Consider the following 15,300-nt stretch of genomic DNA (forward strand, 5'->3'; position numbering starts at 1 on the left):
CGGGCATCGTGTGACACCGTCTGAAGATGGGATCGAAAATGCGGGTGCTCGCGGTGGCGGTGAGCGTCGGTGTGTCCTTGACGGGGGTGACGGCCTGCGGGTCGGACAGCGACGGCGATTCGCTGACGATCACCGCGAACGCGATCAATTCCGCCGGCGGAAAGAACGCGGCCGAGGCGAAGTGGATCGAAGACTGGGTCATCCCGGAATTCGTGGCACAGCAGCGAGCCAAGGGCGTCACCGTGCGGGTGAAGTTCCAGGCGACGGGGGTGCCCGACGAGGACTACAAGAGCCGCATCGCCAAGGATCTGAAAACCGGCACCGGCGCGGATGTCGTTTCGCTGGACGGGATCTGGGTCGGTGAGTTCGCCGAGGGCGAGCAGATCGCGCCGCTGGACGAACTGGTCGGCGCCGACAAGGTCAAGGCCTGGGACGGCTGGCGGCAGATGCCGGAATCGGTGCAGCGGTTGCTGTCCTACAACGGTGCGCAGTACGGCATCCCGCAGGAGACCGACGGGCGGGTGCTGTTCTTCAACCGAAAGCTGTTCGAGCAGGCAGGTTTACCGGCGGACTGGCAGCCGGCCAGTTGGGACGACGTGCTCGCGGCGGGCCGCAAGCTGAAAACGGTGCCGGGTGTGATCCCGGTGCAACTCGACGCGGGCACGAGTTTCGGCGAGGCGACGACGACACAGGGCGTGCTGCCTTTGCTGGCCGGCGCGGGCAGCGAGTTGTACGAGGACGGCAAGTGGGTGGGCAACACCGCGAAATTCCGTCGGGTGCTGGAGTTCTACCGAACACTGTACGGTGAGAAACTGGGCGACGCGCAATTGCAGCAGGACGCCAAGGGCCGGGAGAAGAGTTTCGAGAAGTTCGCCGCGGGACAGGTCGGCATCCTGTTGGAGAGCGACTATTTCTGGCGCGGTGTGCTGAACCCGGCCGGGGGCAGCGTCCCGATGGCAGACCGTGACACCGCGGTCGGCTGGGCGCGCATTCCGGCGAGCACGCCGGGTGCCGGGGTGCATCGGCAGGACTTCGTGAGCATGTCCGGTGGCGGCGGCCGGGTGCTCAATCCGAAGAGCAAGAACATCGAACTCGCCTGGGAGCTGTTGCAATTCATGAACTCGCCGGCGGCGTTCGCGCAACTGCTTGCCGCGGGCGGTCCCCGGATCACCGCGCGCCAGGACGTGAATGCCGATGTGCTGAGCAGTGATCCGCTGCTGAGCTTCGTGTCCCAACAGGTCTTGCCGACCACGTCGCTGCGCCCCGCCCTACCGGAATACACCCGGGTGTCGAAGGCGATGCAGCAGGCGACGTTGGATGTGATCACCGGAACGAGCCCCGCCGACGCCGCCGCCGAGTACGGCGCCGCGGTGGCCGAGGCGGTGGGCAGGGACAAGGTGGCCGGTGACTGACAGGGCCGCAACCGATTCCGATGTGGCGGGACTGGGACGCTGGAAGGCGAGCGCGTTCGTCACACCGGCACTGCTGCTGATCGCGGCGTTCCTGGTATTCCCGGCGCTGTGGCTGCTGTGGATCGGGCTGACCGACCTCACCGTGTCCGGGCGCACCTCCGTGCACGTCTCGGTGGTGGGACTGGACAACTACGGAAAGGCGCTGACCGACCCGCTGTTCGGCAACAGCGTCTGGATCACCCTGCTTTTCGTGTTCGGCTCGGCGATCATCGGACAGAACTTCCTCGGCTTCACCCTGGCCTGGTCGCTGCGCGACGTGCCGCGCTGGCTGCGTGCGGTGGTGGAGAGCCTGGTGCTGCTGGCGTGGATCCTGCCCGCCAGTGTGGTTGCGGTGCTGTGGATTGCGATGCTGGACCGCGACGAAGGAACGGTGAACCGGCTGCTGGACAGTCCCGGTTACGCCTGGATGATCGAGCACCCGCTGGTCGTCATCATCGTGTTCAACATCTGGCGCGGCACGGCGTTTTCCATGCTGCTCTATTCGGCCGCGCTGTCCACCGTGCCGCCGTCGCAGTTGGAGACCGCGCGCCTGGCCGGGGCCTCCGGCCCACAGGTGTTGCGGGACGCGGTGTTTCCGCACGTGCGCGGGCACGTCCTGACCAACACCCTGCTGATCAGCCTGTGGACGTTCAACGATTTCACCCCGTACCTGCTGACCCGTGGCGAACCGAACCATCGCAGCGAAACCCTGCCGATCTTCCTGTATCGGCAGGGCATCGATGACGGCGCACTGGGTTACGGCGCCGCTGCCTCGGTGCTGATGCTGCTGATCAATCTGGTGCTCGCGCTGTTCTACCTGCGACTGCTGCGGCGGAGGCCGACATGAACCCCGGCCGGATCGTCGCCCGGATCGGCTTCTACACCTTCGTCGCGGTCGTGACCGGCTGCTTCGCGCTGCCGATGCTGTGGCTGGCGTCCGCCCCGTTCGACGCGACTCCCGGCTATGCCCCGCGGCTGCCGGAAGAGCCGACCCTGGAACACTTTTCGGCGCTGTTCGACAACGACCTGACGATGGGATCGTTGTGGAACTCGGTGCTGCTGTCCGGTGCCTGCATGGTGCTCGTCGTGGCCGCCGCGGCGCTGGCGGCCTACGCACTGTCACGCGTGCGGATTCCGGGCCGGGACGCGCTGCTGTACCTGCTGCTACTGCTGTCCAGCGTGGTGACGGGCACGGCGGCGATGGTGCCGATCTTCCTGATGATCTGGAAGGTCGGGCTGCTGGACCGCCAACTCGGCGTGGTGCTGGTGTTGTCCGGGGGCCTGCTGCCCGCGGCGATTTTCATCCTGAAGGACTTCATGGACTCGGTGCCCCGGTCCTACGAGGAATCGGCGCGGGTGTTCGGCGCCGGTCCGCTCCGGATACTGCGCGACATCGTGATTCCGGTGGCGCGGCCCGGCCTCGCCACGATCGCGGTGTGGACCGTCGTGAACGTGTGGGGGAGCTACCTGGTGCCGTTCCTGCTGCTGCGCGATCAGGACAAGCAGCCTGCCGCCGTGGTGGTGCGCACCTTCTACGACGAGGGTGGTGCGGCGCAGCTCGGGCCGATTTCCGCGTTCTCGCTGTTGTATTCGATTCCGGTTGTGCTGATGTATCTGTTCGTCAACCGGCGCTACGGCTTTCGGCTGCACGGAGGGATCAAGGCTTGATGGCGCAGATCGAACTGGTGGAGCTGACCAAGGAATTCGCCGGTGGTGTGCGAGCGCTCGACGGCTTGTCCTGCACGATCGAGGACGGCGAGTTCTTCGCACTGCTCGGCCCTTCCGGGTGCGGCAAGACCACCTTGCTGCGCACCATCGCCGGACTGGAAACCCCGACCAGCGGCCAGATCCGGATCGGCGACCGGGATGTCACCCGGCTCGCGCCCGGCCGCCGCGATGTGGCCATGGTGTTCCAGGACTACGCGTTGTTCCCGCACATGTCGGTGGCGGACAACATCGCCTACCCGTTGAAGGTGCGCGGCGCCGACCGGCGCAGCCGGGTCGCGAAGGCGAGCGAGACCGCGGATCAGCTGTCCCTGCAGGGGTTGCTGGCGCGGCGGCCCGCCGAACTGTCCGGCGGACAGCAGCAGCGGGTCGCGCTGGCCCGGGCGATGGCCTGCCATCCGAAGGTGTTCCTGTTCGACGAACCGCTGTCCAACCTGGACGCGCGGCTGCGGCTGGAAGCGCGGACCTTCCTCAAGAAACTGCAACGCGAGCTCGGCGTGACCACGGTGTTCGTCACCCACGATCAGGCCGAGGCGCTGGCACTGGCCGATCGGATCGCGGTGCTCGCGGCCGGGCGGATCCGGCAGCTCGGCACGGCCCGCGAGGTATTCCGCAGGCCCGCGGACACTTTCGTGGCCAACTTCATCGGGTCCACGCCGATGAACCTGATCCCCGGCGAGCTGATCGGGTTGGCCGATTCGGTCATCTGGGGTGCGCGGCCCGAGTACCTCGACTTCTCCGGCACCGAGGTGGCCGGGGCACTGCACGGACAGGTGTCGACGGTCGAGCATCTCGGTGCGACCGCACTGGTCACCTTGACCGGGGACGGCTACACCGTGGGCGTGACGGTGCCGGAGGCGGCGGAGCCGGAGCCGGGTATCGAAGGCTGGGTTGTTCCGCAGGCCGATCGAGTGCTGCTGTACGACGCGGAATCGGGGCTGTTGCTGCCGTGACGCCGAAATTCTGTGGGGTGTCCGGCGATCGGGCCGCTAGTCTCGGGACATTATGACAACGCAAGCCCCGGTGGGTGCCGAGCCGCCCATCGATGATCGGTACGACGAATTCCTGGACGGGGTGCGGCGGACGTTCGAAGCGAAAACCGCCGACAGCGCCGCGCTGTTCACGGTCGACACCGGTGATCTGTTCGACGTATTCCTCGGCGCGCTCACCCCGGAACTCGCCGCGGCGAACACCTGCGGCGCCTGCCGGGCGTTCCTGCGCCGCTACGGCGGATTGGTCTGCGTCGGTACGGACGGAACCGCGAAATCCGTGCTGTGGTCGGCGAACGATATTCCGCCGAGCTATGCCCGCGCCGTGGCCGCGCTCGCCGATACGGTCGAGGGCAGGCCGATCACGTCGCTGTTCCGGTCCAGTGCGTCGAGTTGGGGCTGCGCCGAGCGCGGTTCGTGGGCACATCTCGCGCTCACCCCCGCCGAGCACCTGGTGCATCGGCCGACGGCGCTCGTCTCGACGGGCCAGTATGTCGCGGCGAAGAACGCCGACCGGGAAACACTCGGACGCGCCCTCGTCGAGTTCCCGGCTCCGGTCGTGAAAAAGGCGGTGGCACTGCTGCGCACCGAACAGCTCTACCGCTCGGACGCGATACTCGGTGCCGGTCAATGGCTTTCGGCAGTGCACAAGCAACTCGACGCGGTCCGGGGGCACGGCGCGGATGGGCACCGGCAGCGCGACAATCTGGTCTGGCTCGCCGCCGCGACGGCACCTGCGGGGTTCTGTCATGTCAAGAGCGGCATGATCGGCACGCTGCTCAGCGATCTCGCGGCGGGTCTGCCGTACGAGCGCGTCGAGCGGCGTTTCGCGGAAAAGATGAACCCGCTGCAATACCGCAGGCCCACCGCGGCCCCGACGGCGGCGATGATCGCGCGCGCCGAAAAGGTCATCGGCGAACTCGAGGCCGCCGGATCGCTGGCCCGTCGTTTCGCGAAACTCGCCGATGTGCGCCCGATCTGGACGGTGCGAACCCATCGTTCCGATGGGGTTTTCGGGCATCTCGTGCCTGCCGAAAAGCGCCGGGGTGGCGCAGATCTCGACGTCGGTCCGGTGGTGCTCACCTGGACGAAGTTCGCGCGCACCGTGCTGCCGGACGCGGATCGGATCGAGTACGAAGTACCCGGTGCGGCAACCAGTTACGGTGCGATGGTGACCGCGGCGGATCCGGCCGCGCCGCCGATCGTGCAGTGGGATTCGCCGGGCCGCCGCAACCCGGTGACCTGGTACGTCTACGTGAACGGTTCCCCGCCGAAGCAGTGGGGACTGCGCCCCGGCGAGCACCGCGACGTGACCGCCGTGGTCCCGCACCCCGCTACCTGGTATGTCGAAGACGACCGCACGGCTCGCGAACAATCCGTGCTGTTCGCCCTCGCCGGTGCCACCGACACCGGCTACACCAACGGCGCGGGGTTCTTCCCGGAGTTCCTCCAGAGTGAACTACACGAGATTCGTAAGACTTTGGAGGCGCATACGCAGCAGGCGGTCGTCGCGGGCAAGGACGACGCCGAGGTCTGCGGTCTGCTGATGTCGAAAGGCGGCAGCCTCGGGCACACCTTCCGGGTCACCAGCGCCGGAATCCGCACGCGCTACACCATCGATCGCTGGGACTGAGCCGACGCGGAAATCGCTCGTTCAGTCGCTGGCGTGTCCGCTGCGGGCCGGGCAGGCCGGCGCCTCCTGCGCGTCGAGATCGGCGAAGTACCGGGCACAGGGGCGTAGGCGGCGGGCGTCGAGCACCATCCAGGTGCCGAGCACGAGCTGGGTGAGGCCGCGCCAGACGTCCTCGAACCGATCGCGCGCCCGCAGCCCGATCAGCATGGTGCGCAACATGATCGGTGCCGGTGGCCGTTCGGCGGCCAGCAGCAGGCACGGGGCACGGTGCGGGATGGAGCGGGTGTGCGAGACCGACGAGTGCAGGCGGTAGTCGTCCAGCACCGTGCGCGCGACCGCGCGCATCGCGATCGGTGACAACCGCCAGGCCGGGCACGGGCGATTGGCGGCGACGCCGAACGGGATGTGGTGAGTGTCCTTGGCGCGGTGCGTGGTCCACCGATCGGGATCGAAGCGGTCGGGGTCGAGGTGGCCGGTGCGCTCGAACTGCTGATAGTTGAAGCACAGCACCGTGCCCGCGGGGATCGTGCTCCCGTCGCCCACCGCGATATCGTCGGTGGTGATCCGGTGCGCGATGCCGAAAAGCGGGAACTGGCGCAGGGTTTCGTCGAGCACATGCTCCAGGTACGAGCTGCCGGGCTCGGCCAGGATGCGGCGCTGCACGTCCTGGTGCCGGGCGACGGCGAGTAGCAGATGCGCCATGCCCTCCGACATCTGGACGACGGCGGTGTTGAAGAACGCGCCCTGCAGGTAATACGCGTGCTCCCGCGGGCTGAACAGGGCGGGCAGTCGATGCGGCACCTCGCCCGCCTCGATCCGGGCGAGCAGGTAGCGGGTGAGCCGGTCGCGCCGGCGCAGATGCCGTAGCCCGGTGCATTTCAGCGACGTCACCACATCGTCGGCATTGCCGACGATGAGGTCCCGGGCGGCCCGCGGGCACGGTTCGCGAAAGACCAACTCGTAGAAGAACTCCGCCCAGATCGGCATCATCAGGTCACGCAGGCGCACCAGTGTCACCGGTCCGGTGGGCAGCTCTGCGAGGATCCGGCGGGCGCAGCGTGCGGCGAGCTGCTCTATCTCGGCGGTCGGCAGGGAGAGCACCGCCCTGGTGGTGCGTGCCGCCTCGGTGTAGCGGGGGCCGTCCTCCAAATGTTCCTGATGTACTTCGGGACCCGGTGCCAGCCAGTACCAGAACAGATCCGAGAGGGCCGCACCTCTGCTGCGACCGTTGGCCGCCGGATGCTCGTACAAGCGCTGGAACAGCTCCGGGCCGCCGCGCTCACCGGGGAGGGTGATCTCGTTGCCGCCGTTGACTTTCGCGAAGATCCAGACCCGTAGGGCCACCACCGCCTGTGGCAGCCGACGGGATACCGCCCAGAGTGCGCCGGTCGTCGCGAGTAGTAACGTCGTTCGCCTCAGCACCGCGCCGCCGCCCCTCGGACCGTCACCAGGTCGGTGTCCAGTTCGGACAGCGCCGCCACGCCGCACAGGGTCAATGTCTGCTCGACTTCCGTGCGCAGGGTGTCCAGCACCTCCGCGACGCCTTTGTCGCCGCCGACGGTCAAGCCCCACAGCACCGGTCGCCCGAGGCCCACCGCTTTCGCGCCCAGCGCGAGCGCCAGCACGACATCCGAGCCGCGGCGGACGCCACCGTCCAGAAAAATCGGGATCCGGTCGGCCACACCGGCGGCGATCGCGGGCAAGGCGTCCAACGTCGCGGGCGCGGCATCGAGTTGGCGGCCACCGTGATTGGACACCAGGATCGCGTCGGCGCCGAACTCGATCGCCAGCCGCGCGTCTTCGGGGTGCATGATCCCTTTGAGCACCAACGGAAGTGCCGTCACCTCGCGCAGCCACTCCAGGTGGTCCCAGGTGAAGGTGGGTGACATCGCGATACGCCGGAGCCCGTTCGCCCCCGTGCCGGGCAGGCCGCGCATGTTCTCGGCACAGAGCCCGGCGGGCAGGTCGTGGAAGCCGTTCCGATCGTCTCTGGTGCGCAGCCCCAGAGCAGGGGAGTCGACGGTCACCACCAGTGCCGTACAGCCGGCGCGCTCCGCTCGCCGCACGAGTTCGGTGGTCACCTCCGGCTCGGGCTGCAGGTACAGCTGGAACCACACCCGCGCGTCCCGGTCGATCTCGCGGGCCGCGGCGGTGATCGCGCCGATGGCCACGGTCGCGGCCATGCTGGCGATCAGCACGAGCCCGGCCGCGGCGACCGCCCTGGCGGTCGCGCGTTCGCCCTCGGGATGGGCCAGGCGATGAAACGCGGTGGGCGAGACGAACACCGGCATCGCGCTCGGATCGCCGAGCAGGGTAGTCGCGATCGACCGGCCGCTGGTGTCCCGCAACACCCGCGGCAGCAGTGCCAGGCGGCGAAAGGCCTGTTCGTTGTCGGCCAGCGCGATCTCCTCGCCCGCGCCGCCCGCGAAGAAGTCGTAGTGCGCGGGCTCGAGCAACTCCTTCGCCCGCTGCTCGAGCGCGGCAGGCGGGCAGGTCACCGCGTCGGCTCCGGGGCGGGCAGCGCGGTCGCCAAGAAGTCGAACAGCGGCTTGCGGTGCACCGTTTCGTGCGTCCACTCGTTTTCGAGGTTCTCCGTGATGTGGTGTTCGGCGATCTGGCGCCCGTCGCGATACTGCCGGACGACCGGGTGCAGGTACCGGCCGTCGAGGGCGTGTTCGGCGTCGGACTGGGCGATGCGCCGCGCGTTGATGTCGAACGGATCGAAGCGGTCGTGATCCTTGCCGTACTCGAGGGTGATCGCCAAGTAGGTCTCCACCTCGCCGAAATCTCCTGTCGCGATGGCTGTTCCGAGGTAGTCGACCGGTAATTCCGGCCAGTACCGCGCCTGCGCGCCGGGGCCGACCGTGACCAGATCGCCGAGGAAGCCGAACATCTGCCACAGCGCCGAGGTCCGGTTCACCCGCTCGAGGATCGCCTCGCCGACGTCGGCCGCGGTCGTGCCGAGTTCACGGTGCGGCCAGATCTGCTGGTGGTGTCGCTGTTCCAGGATTCGGTGCAATGCCCGTGTCCCATAACGGAACCCGTGAATGAAGCCGCTGGTGGACTGCTTGAAATCGCGCTCCTGCGTGATCGTGCCCGCGAAGTACAGCCCCGGTACCGTGGTCGACTCCCACGCCGGGGTCTGGGCCGGGAACCGATCGTTGATCGCCAGTTCCGGCCAGCACTCCGGGGCGAAGATCGAGGCGTCGAACCGGAACCCGGTCGCCACGATCACCCGGTCGTAGCGGATGCCCTTGGTGACCTCGTCGGCCCGGGAGAAACTCACCGTCACCAGATACGACCCGTCCGACTGGCGCGCGATATCGACCACGTTGCCGTCCAGGATAGCGTTCTGCGACTTGAGCTGATAGGTATCGAGGAAGTTGTTGTTGACCGCGCGCAGATGGCCGACGAAGTGGGTCTGCCAGGCCAGCCGCACCGAATGCGGTCCGGCGACATGGATCAGCGCGGTGGTCTCGGTGAGGTTGTCGGCGGTCTCGAAGGCCGAGTTGCCTTTTCCGATGATCAATACCCGCTGATCGGTGAAATCCGCCGGGTCGACCGATACTTCGCTGTACAGCTCTGCCGTCTCGATACCAGGGATATCGGGCACATAGGGTTTCGAGACGCCGGTGGCCACGATCAGCCGGTGTGCGCGCAACACCTCGCCGTGCTGATCGGCGACCTCGAACAGATCCGGTCGGCTGATCCGTGCCACCCGGGTGTCGTAGCGGATCGATAATCCTTGTCGCACAGCGTAATCACGGAGATAGCGGACCATATCGTCCGCCGCCGGGAAGAAGCGTCGCGAGTAGTCCTTGAACGGCGGGCCCGGCAGCAGCGAATTCCAGTCCATCCGCAGGTTCAGCTCCGGATCGTCCCAGCCCGTGTGCACCTTGTTGATCGAGATCAGCCGGCGGTGCCGGGGATACCTGGTGAAGAACGTGCCCGCCGCGGGCCCGCCCTCCACGATCAGGTAGTCGCGGCCCGCCTGCTGTAGGTGGTGACCCATTTGGAGACCCGCCGGTCCCGCGCCGATGATCAGGTAGTCGAGTTCGGACAACGTCTCCTCCAAAATGTCTGGCGTTACCGTGGATACAGCTCCAGTAAGGCCTTCTTGTCCGGCTTTCCGCTGGCCGCGGTCGGGGCTTCTGGTACCACCGTGTAGGACTGCGGCACACTCGATTCCCCGAGTTCGGCGCGCACCAGGGCGGACAGTGCGATCGAATCCGGCGTACGGCCCGGACGCGGTACCACGAAGGCGTGCACCGCTTCACCGCGACGGTCGTCCGGCGCACCGACGACGTAGGCCTGGTCGATATCCGGGTGCCCGGCCAGCAGCCGTTCGATCGGACCCGCGTACACCGGCAGCGCGTCCACGATGATCACGTCCCGTGCCCGGCCGGTCAGATAGAGGTAGCCGTCCGCGAGGTAACCCAGGTCTCGGGTGCGCACCCAGCCGTCGACGAGGACGTCGGCGGTTTCGGCCGGGTCGCCGAGGTATTCGGACATCATGTACTCGTTGCGGACATAGATCTCGCCGTCCCGGATGTCCACCGCGACGCCGGGGAGCGGGCGACCGACCGAAGCGAGTACGCCGCTGTCGATTTCGGCGGGTGTCAACGCGGTCAAGCCGCCGGTCTCGGTCTGCCCGTAGGCCTGATGCACCACTGGGCCGAGCGCCCGCGCCGCGTCCGCGAGGCGATGCGGGGCCAGCGGCGAACCCGCCACCACCATGGCGCGCAGGCTGCTCGTGTCCCTCGGGGTTGTGCGCAATGCGTCCAGCATCTGGTAGAGGCGGGGCACGTTCATGATCGTGGCGGTGATCCGCAGTCGCTCGATCACCTCTGGAAACAGTTCGGTATCAACAGGTTCCGGGATAACCGCGGTGCCGCCACCCAATAGGCACAGGGCGAGATAGTCCTGCACCACCGCGCCGGCCAGGGTGCCGAACAGCAGGTAGCGCTCGGCGCAGGCGGCGAGTGCGGCCGTCTCCGGGCTCCAGGTCGGCTTGCCCCACGACCAATGCGCGGACATCGCCCGGTAGGTCTGCGCGCAGCCCTTCGGCAGGCCGGTGGTGCCGCTGGTGTAGGCGACACGGGCGATGTCATCGGAGCGCGCCTCGACCGTCACCGGCTGCGCCGGGCCCGCCAGCAGCGCGCGCACCTGCTCGTCGTCCAAGACCGCGTCCACCCCATTGCTCAGCACATGCTGTAACTGCCGCGCACTGAGCCCCGGACGCACGCCGACGACGCGGCAGCCGAGGGTATAGGCCGCCAAATATGCCGCCAGCGATTCGGCGCTGACATCCACCCGCATCGCCACGCCGCGACCAGGACCGAGCCCCCGCTCCCGCAACCCGTTCGCGACACTGCCGATCATCGTGAGCAGCTGTCCTCTGGTTACGGTGCGCGCACCGTGCTCGACCACGACTTTCCCCGGCTCCACCTGCAATGCCCGCACGATCGACCCGGGAAAGCTCACCCGACCATGATAAGAACTGCACGGTCGGAATAGTTTGATATTCAACAAGTTTGGCCACTTCGACAAGGGAACCTGACCGTCGGCGCATAATGTGGTCCGCCCTGTCCGATGAGTTTCGCGCGTCCGGGAGGTCTGTTCAGTTATGCGAAAACTGATCTATTCGTTCACCGTCTCCCTGGACGGTTTCGTCAACGACCGGGACGGCAAGATCGACTGGTCGGATCCCGACGACGAGCTGCACCAGTTCCACAACGACCGGTATCGCGAGATCGAGATCTCGCTGCACGGTCGTCGCCTGTACGAGTTGATGGCCGAATACTGGCCGCACGTTCCCGCGGACGCGTCGCCCATCGAGCGCGAGTTCGGCCGGCTCTGGACGGACAAGCCGAAGGTGGTCTTCTCCAGGACGCTCACCGAGGTCCAGTGGAACAGCAGGTTGGTGCGGGAGCACGCGGTCGAGGAAGTCCGCAGGTTGAAAGCCGAGGGCGACGGGGTGATGGAGGTCGGCGGCGCGGAGCTGGGCGCCGCGCTGATCCCGCACGGCCTCGTGGACGAGTACTGGCTGTTCGTCAGCCCGGTGGTCCTCGGCGGTGGCACACCGCTGTTCCCCTTGCTGGACAAGCGAATCCAGCTCCGTCTGGCCGAAACGAAGCAATTCGACAAGGTGTTGCTGCAGCGCTACGTGCTCGACTGACGCGACCACGCGGCACCGAACCGCCTCAGCTGCGAGTGTCGCGCAGCCAGCCCCGTACCTCGGCCAGCGCGGTGCCGCCGCTGTCGTCATCGATGCCCGCGGCCAAGTCGGCGACGGAGACCTCGGCGAGCGCGCGCGACCACGCCTGCTGGGCGGCGGCCATGGTGCGCGCGATCGCGCACGGACGCGCACACTGCCCGGCGGGAATACCCAGTGGTCCACGCTGCCGGATCTCCGCGCAGCGGTAGGCCGGTTCGGTCCCGTCGATCGCCTGCGTGATGTCGAGCACGCTGATCTGCGCCGCCGGTCGGGTGAGGGTGTACCCGCCGACCTGACCGGCGGTGGACCGGACGATACCCGCTCGGGACAACGCCTGAAGCTGCTTGGCCGTGTAAGCCGGTGGGGTGCCGTGCAATTCGGCCAGCCGGGCCGCCGGTACCGGCTCCTGGCTCTGGCTGAGCGTGACACAGCTGTGCAAGGCCCACTCCACACCGTTCGACATCTTCACGACCCCATCCTACCGATCTCGGACATGAGATATCCGAGATGTGATAGAACTCGGATAGAAAATGTCCGAGATCAACCTGGGGTACCTCATGACAGGGATTGCATCCCGCACCGCGCTGGGAGCCGCCGCAGTCGCGTTGTTCGCCGCCGCCGCGAACCTGCGCCCGGCCATCGCGGCCGTCGCGCCGCTGGTGGACCGCATCCAGACCGACCTGGATCTGTCCGCGACCGGCGTGGCCTTGCTGACCACCGTTCCCACACTGGCGATGGGCGTGTGCGCACCGCTGGGCGCATACGTGGGGCGTCGCTTCGGATTGCAGCGTGGAGTGCTGCTCGGGCTCGCGATCATCGCGATCGCCACGGCGGCCCGTTCGGCCGGCGCCTCCACCTGGCTGCAATTGAGCAGTGCGGCGATCGTGGGGGCCGGTATCGCGATCGCGCAGACCCTGTTGCCTGCCGTGGTCAAGACGCGTTTCGCCGATCGGGCCACGCTGGTGACGGGCATCTACACCGCCGGTCTCGGGCTCGGCGGAGCGGTCGCGGCCGGTGTCAGCGCGCCGTTGGCCGACCTGCTGGGCTCCTGGCCGGCAGCGCTGGCCTCATGGGCGGTCCTCGCGGTCGCCGGGTTGGTGCTGTGGTCCGGTGCGAAAGGCGCGCTGGGACTGGAAGGCGTTGCTGCCCTTGCGGGTCCGGCGACCCGGGGACTGCCGTGGCGCAGCGGTCCGGCGTGGCGAATCACCATACTGTCGGCGGTCAACTCGGCGTTGTACTACTGCGAATTGGCTTGGGTCGCACCGCTGCTGCACAACAGTGGGGGCTACAGCGCGGCCGCATCCGGCGTCATGCTGACGGTCATGATCGCCATTCAGGTCGTCGCGATGCCGGCCGTGCCGATGCTGCTCGGCGAGCGAGCGGACAAGCGTGGCGGCCTCGCGGTCACCATGATCGTCACTGCCGCAGGCTTTCTGGGCTTGGCCCTCGCGCCGGACACGGCGACGTGGGTGTGGATCGTCGCCCTCGGCGTCGGGCACGGCGGCCTCTTCACGCTCGTGCTGACCATGCCGGTGCTGATGGGCCGCGATCCCGGTGAAGCCGGACGGATCAGTGCGCTGGCGTTCTTCGTCGGCTACGGCAGTGCCGCGGCGGCTCCCGTGCTGGTGGGCGTACTACGGGACAGCACAGGCGATTTCCGGCTCGCATTCGCCCTGCTGGGCGGGCTCGGCCTGCTCACCCTGCTGCCTATTCGCCGGCTACGACCCGCCCTGAATCGAAAGGCTTGAACGATGGAATTCACCGAAGTATTGCGCGGCCGCCGGATGGTGCGGCACTACCGGCCCGATCCGGTGCCGGTGGAGACACTGCGGCAGGTGGTGCGGGTCGTCCGCCGTGCCCCCAGCGCCGGATACAGCCAAGGCCATCGACTGGTGGTGATCACCGATCCGGTGCTGCGCGGACAACTGGCGGCGGTCGCGGAGCCCTGGTATCTCGAACACGGTCATCAACCGTGGATCTCGCAAGCCCCGGTGCACATCGCCCTGGGGATCCGAGAAGCGTCCTATCACGAGCGCTACACCGAACCCGACAAACTCACCGACCACACCGAAATCCCTTGGCCCGTCCCGTTCTGGTGGTTCGATGCCGGCGCACTGTTCACCCTGCTGCAACTCGCCGCGATCGACGCGGGACTGACCACCGGCTTCTACAGCCCCGCCCCGCCCGACGAACTCGACGCCCTGGCGAAGATCGCCCAACTACCAGACGACGTCGCCCTCGTCGGCATCCTCACCCTCGGCTACCCCGCAGACCCGCACGCCGCACCCGACCGTCGCCTCGCCGACCGCCGCAAACCGCTCGAAGAATTGGTCGTCTGGCGGGACTGACAGAATCAGGAGGGGTGATGGGCGGCGATCGCGAGATCACCGAGCGGGCGCGTAGGCCGTGGTTACCGTTTGGCTGAGATCGCCATGAAGCTGTCGTGGCCGCCGCTGCCTGCTGGATGCATGATCGCGTCATGCCTGTCGATCCGGTGATCCTGTGACTGCCCTGCCCGACCTCGACCGTCTCGGCGGCCTGCGGTGGGCTGAGCGCACCCGCGGTGTGCTGACCTGGCGTGAGCAGCGTCAGTTCCTCGGCGCAGCCACCAAGATGATGGCGACCGCTCTATCGGGTCGAATGAAGCTCGCGACCCGGGGAGCGCCCAACACCGCAAGCGCGCTGGACACTGTGGACTTTCGACCGCCGGACAGCAAATTCGCTCGTGCGGTCATGGCGGCGTGCGCCGAGCAGAGCCCGACAGTGTCCGCGCACTCGTACCGAACCTGGATATTCGGCAGCGCGTTGAGCGCAATCGACGCCACGCCCATGGATTCCGAGTTGTTCTTCGCGGCGGCGCTGCTGCACGATCACGGAATCGAGCAACCCGTCCTGGGCGAGGATTTCACGTTGCGAAGCGCCGCCCGTGCGCGCTCCTGTGCGCACGGCGCGGGATTGCCGGAGCGGTCGGCCGTTGAATTGGCCGATGCCATCACAGCGCATGTCATGCCGGGTCTGACGAGTGATCGCGACGGAGCGCCGGCGACCTACGTCGGCCAGGGGGCGATGCTCGATCTCGCGGGTTTGCGTGCCGAGTACCTGACTCGGGACTTCCGGGCAAAGGTCGCCCGCGCCTACCCGCGAGACCGATCGGTGGCGAACGAGATCGCGCTGATTCGCAACGAGAGCCGGCTCAATCCACGTAGTCGAATGGGACTCGCTTACCGTCTGGGAATAGCTACGGCACTGCGCATGTCCCCGATGAGACGTGATTGATCCGGTAGG

General features: G+C 67.6%; 14 protein-coding genes. 9 read left to right on the plus strand and 5 right to left on the minus strand.

What is annotated here, in order from left to right:
* Nucleotides 1–26 precede the first annotated feature (26 nt).
* From TY25_RS06130 to TY25_RS06150, 5 genes are read left to right on the plus strand one after another with little or no spacing between them, the layout of a single operon-like run.
* Nucleotides 27–1,412 (plus strand): extracellular solute-binding protein, encoded by a 1,386-nt coding sequence (locus TY25_RS06130; RefSeq protein WP_226887457.1) that lies wholly within the window; start codon nt 27–29, stop codon nt 1,410–1,412.
* Nucleotides 1,405–2,298 carry a carbohydrate ABC transporter permease gene (locus TY25_RS06135; protein WP_042254799.1) on the plus strand — a complete coding sequence of 298 codons (894 nt, stop codon included), beginning with the start codon at nt 1,405–1,407 and terminating at the stop codon, nt 2,296–2,298. The genes TY25_RS06130 and TY25_RS06135 overlap by 8 nt, the downstream gene beginning before the upstream one ends.
* On the plus strand, nt 2,295–3,119 hold the full coding sequence (locus TY25_RS06140) for a carbohydrate ABC transporter permease (RefSeq protein ID WP_042254800.1): 825 nt from the start codon (nt 2,295–2,297) through the stop codon (nt 3,117–3,119). The genes TY25_RS06135 and TY25_RS06140 overlap by 4 nt, the downstream gene beginning before the upstream one ends.
* A complete protein-coding gene (locus TY25_RS06145) occupies nt 3,119–4,129 on the plus strand; it encodes an ABC transporter ATP-binding protein (protein WP_042254801.1) in 1,011 nt (336 codons plus the stop codon). The genes TY25_RS06140 and TY25_RS06145 overlap by 1 nt, the downstream gene beginning before the upstream one ends.
* Before the next feature lie 52 nt (nt 4,130–4,181).
* Nucleotides 4,182–5,798: a DUF8224 domain-containing phage-derived protein gene (locus tag TY25_RS06150; RefSeq protein WP_088606950.1), complete on the plus strand. Its 1,617-nt coding sequence runs from the start codon at nt 4,182–4,184 to the stop codon at nt 5,796–5,798.
* A 21-nt stretch (nt 5,799–5,819) separates the two neighbouring features.
* Here TY25_RS06150 and TY25_RS06155 read toward each other — a convergent pair whose 3' ends face one another.
* The 4 genes from TY25_RS06155 to TY25_RS06170 all read right to left on the minus strand — a co-directional run bounded on the left by TY25_RS06155 (nt 5,820) and on the right by TY25_RS06170 (nt 11,282).
* On the minus strand, nt 5,820–7,142 hold the full coding sequence (locus TY25_RS06155; protein ID WP_226887456.1) for a cytochrome P450: 1,323 nt from the start codon (nt 7,140–7,142) through the stop codon (nt 5,820–5,822).
* Nucleotides 7,143–7,213: 71 nt separating this feature from the next.
* Nucleotides 7,214–8,296, minus strand: coding sequence for an alpha-hydroxy acid oxidase (locus tag TY25_RS06160; RefSeq protein WP_042254803.1), 1,083 nt, complete (start codon nt 8,294–8,296; stop codon nt 7,214–7,216).
* Complete coding sequence (locus TY25_RS06165) at nt 8,293–9,861, minus strand: NAD(P)-binding domain-containing protein (protein WP_042254871.1); 1,569 nt, start codon at nt 9,859–9,861, stop codon at nt 8,293–8,295. Before TY25_RS06165 ends, TY25_RS06160 begins: the two co-directional genes overlap by 4 nt.
* Before the next feature lie 23 nt (nt 9,862–9,884).
* Nucleotides 9,885–11,282 (minus strand): class I adenylate-forming enzyme family protein, encoded by a 1,398-nt coding sequence (locus TY25_RS06170; RefSeq protein ID WP_081868702.1) that lies wholly within the window; start codon nt 11,280–11,282, stop codon nt 9,885–9,887.
* 142 nt (nt 11,283–11,424) lie between these two features.
* On the opposite strand from TY25_RS06170, the gene TY25_RS06175 reads away from it, so the two are divergent.
* Nucleotides 11,425–11,976, plus strand: coding sequence for a dihydrofolate reductase family protein (locus tag TY25_RS06175; protein ID WP_042254804.1), 552 nt, complete (start codon nt 11,425–11,427; stop codon nt 11,974–11,976).
* Between the two features lie 25 nt (nt 11,977–12,001).
* Here TY25_RS06175 and TY25_RS06180 read toward each other — a convergent pair whose 3' ends face one another.
* On the minus strand, nt 12,002–12,484 hold the full coding sequence (locus tag TY25_RS06180) for an RrF2 family transcriptional regulator (protein WP_042254805.1): 483 nt from the start codon (nt 12,482–12,484) through the stop codon (nt 12,002–12,004).
* An 88-nt stretch (nt 12,485–12,572) separates the two neighbouring features.
* Here TY25_RS06180 and TY25_RS06185 point away from each other — a divergent pair, with 88 nt between their 5' ends.
* From TY25_RS06185 to TY25_RS40355, 3 genes are all read left to right on the plus strand, one after another.
* Nucleotides 12,573–13,763, plus strand: a complete 1,191-nt coding sequence (locus tag TY25_RS06185) for an MFS transporter (RefSeq protein ID WP_042254873.1) — start codon at nt 12,573–12,575, stop codon at nt 13,761–13,763.
* Nucleotides 13,764–13,766: 3 nt separating this feature from the next.
* Nucleotides 13,767–14,363, plus strand: a complete 597-nt coding sequence (locus TY25_RS06190) for a nitroreductase family protein (protein ID WP_042254808.1) — start codon at nt 13,767–13,769, stop codon at nt 14,361–14,363.
* 154 nt (nt 14,364–14,517) lie between these two features.
* Nucleotides 14,518–15,291: an HD domain-containing protein gene (locus TY25_RS40355; RefSeq protein WP_052382837.1), complete on the plus strand. Its 774-nt coding sequence runs from the start codon at nt 14,518–14,520 to the stop codon at nt 15,289–15,291.
* Nucleotides 15,292–15,300 lie beyond the last annotated feature (9 nt).

It is taken from the genome of Nocardia brasiliensis NBRC 14402 (assembly GCF_000308475.2).
Taxonomy (GTDB): Bacteria; Actinomycetota; Actinomycetes; order Mycobacteriales; family Mycobacteriaceae; genus Nocardia; species Nocardia brasiliensis.

What these genes read in the sequence shown, in the direction of transcription:
- TY25_RS06145 (WP_042254801.1), top strand. Translation starts at nt 3,119, where the DNA reads ATGGCGCAGATCGAACTGGTGGAGCTGACCAAGGAATTCGCCGGTGGT.
- TY25_RS06185 (WP_042254873.1), top strand. Translation starts at nt 12,573, where the DNA reads ATGACAGGGATTGCATCCCGCACCGCGCTGGGAGCCGCCGCAGTCGCG.
- TY25_RS06130 (WP_226887457.1), top strand. Translation starts at nt 27, where the DNA reads ATGGGATCGAAAATGCGGGTGCTCGCGGTGGCGGTGAGCGTCGGTGTG.
- TY25_RS06175 (WP_042254804.1), top strand. Translation starts at nt 11,425, where the DNA reads ATGCGAAAACTGATCTATTCGTTCACCGTCTCCCTGGACGGTTTCGTC.
- TY25_RS06190 (WP_042254808.1), top strand. Translation starts at nt 13,767, where the DNA reads ATGGAATTCACCGAAGTATTGCGCGGCCGCCGGATGGTGCGGCACTAC.
- TY25_RS06140 (WP_042254800.1), top strand. Translation starts at nt 2,295, where the DNA reads ATGAACCCCGGCCGGATCGTCGCCCGGATCGGCTTCTACACCTTCGTC.
- TY25_RS06150 (WP_088606950.1), top strand. Translation starts at nt 4,182, where the DNA reads ATGACAACGCAAGCCCCGGTGGGTGCCGAGCCGCCCATCGATGATCGG.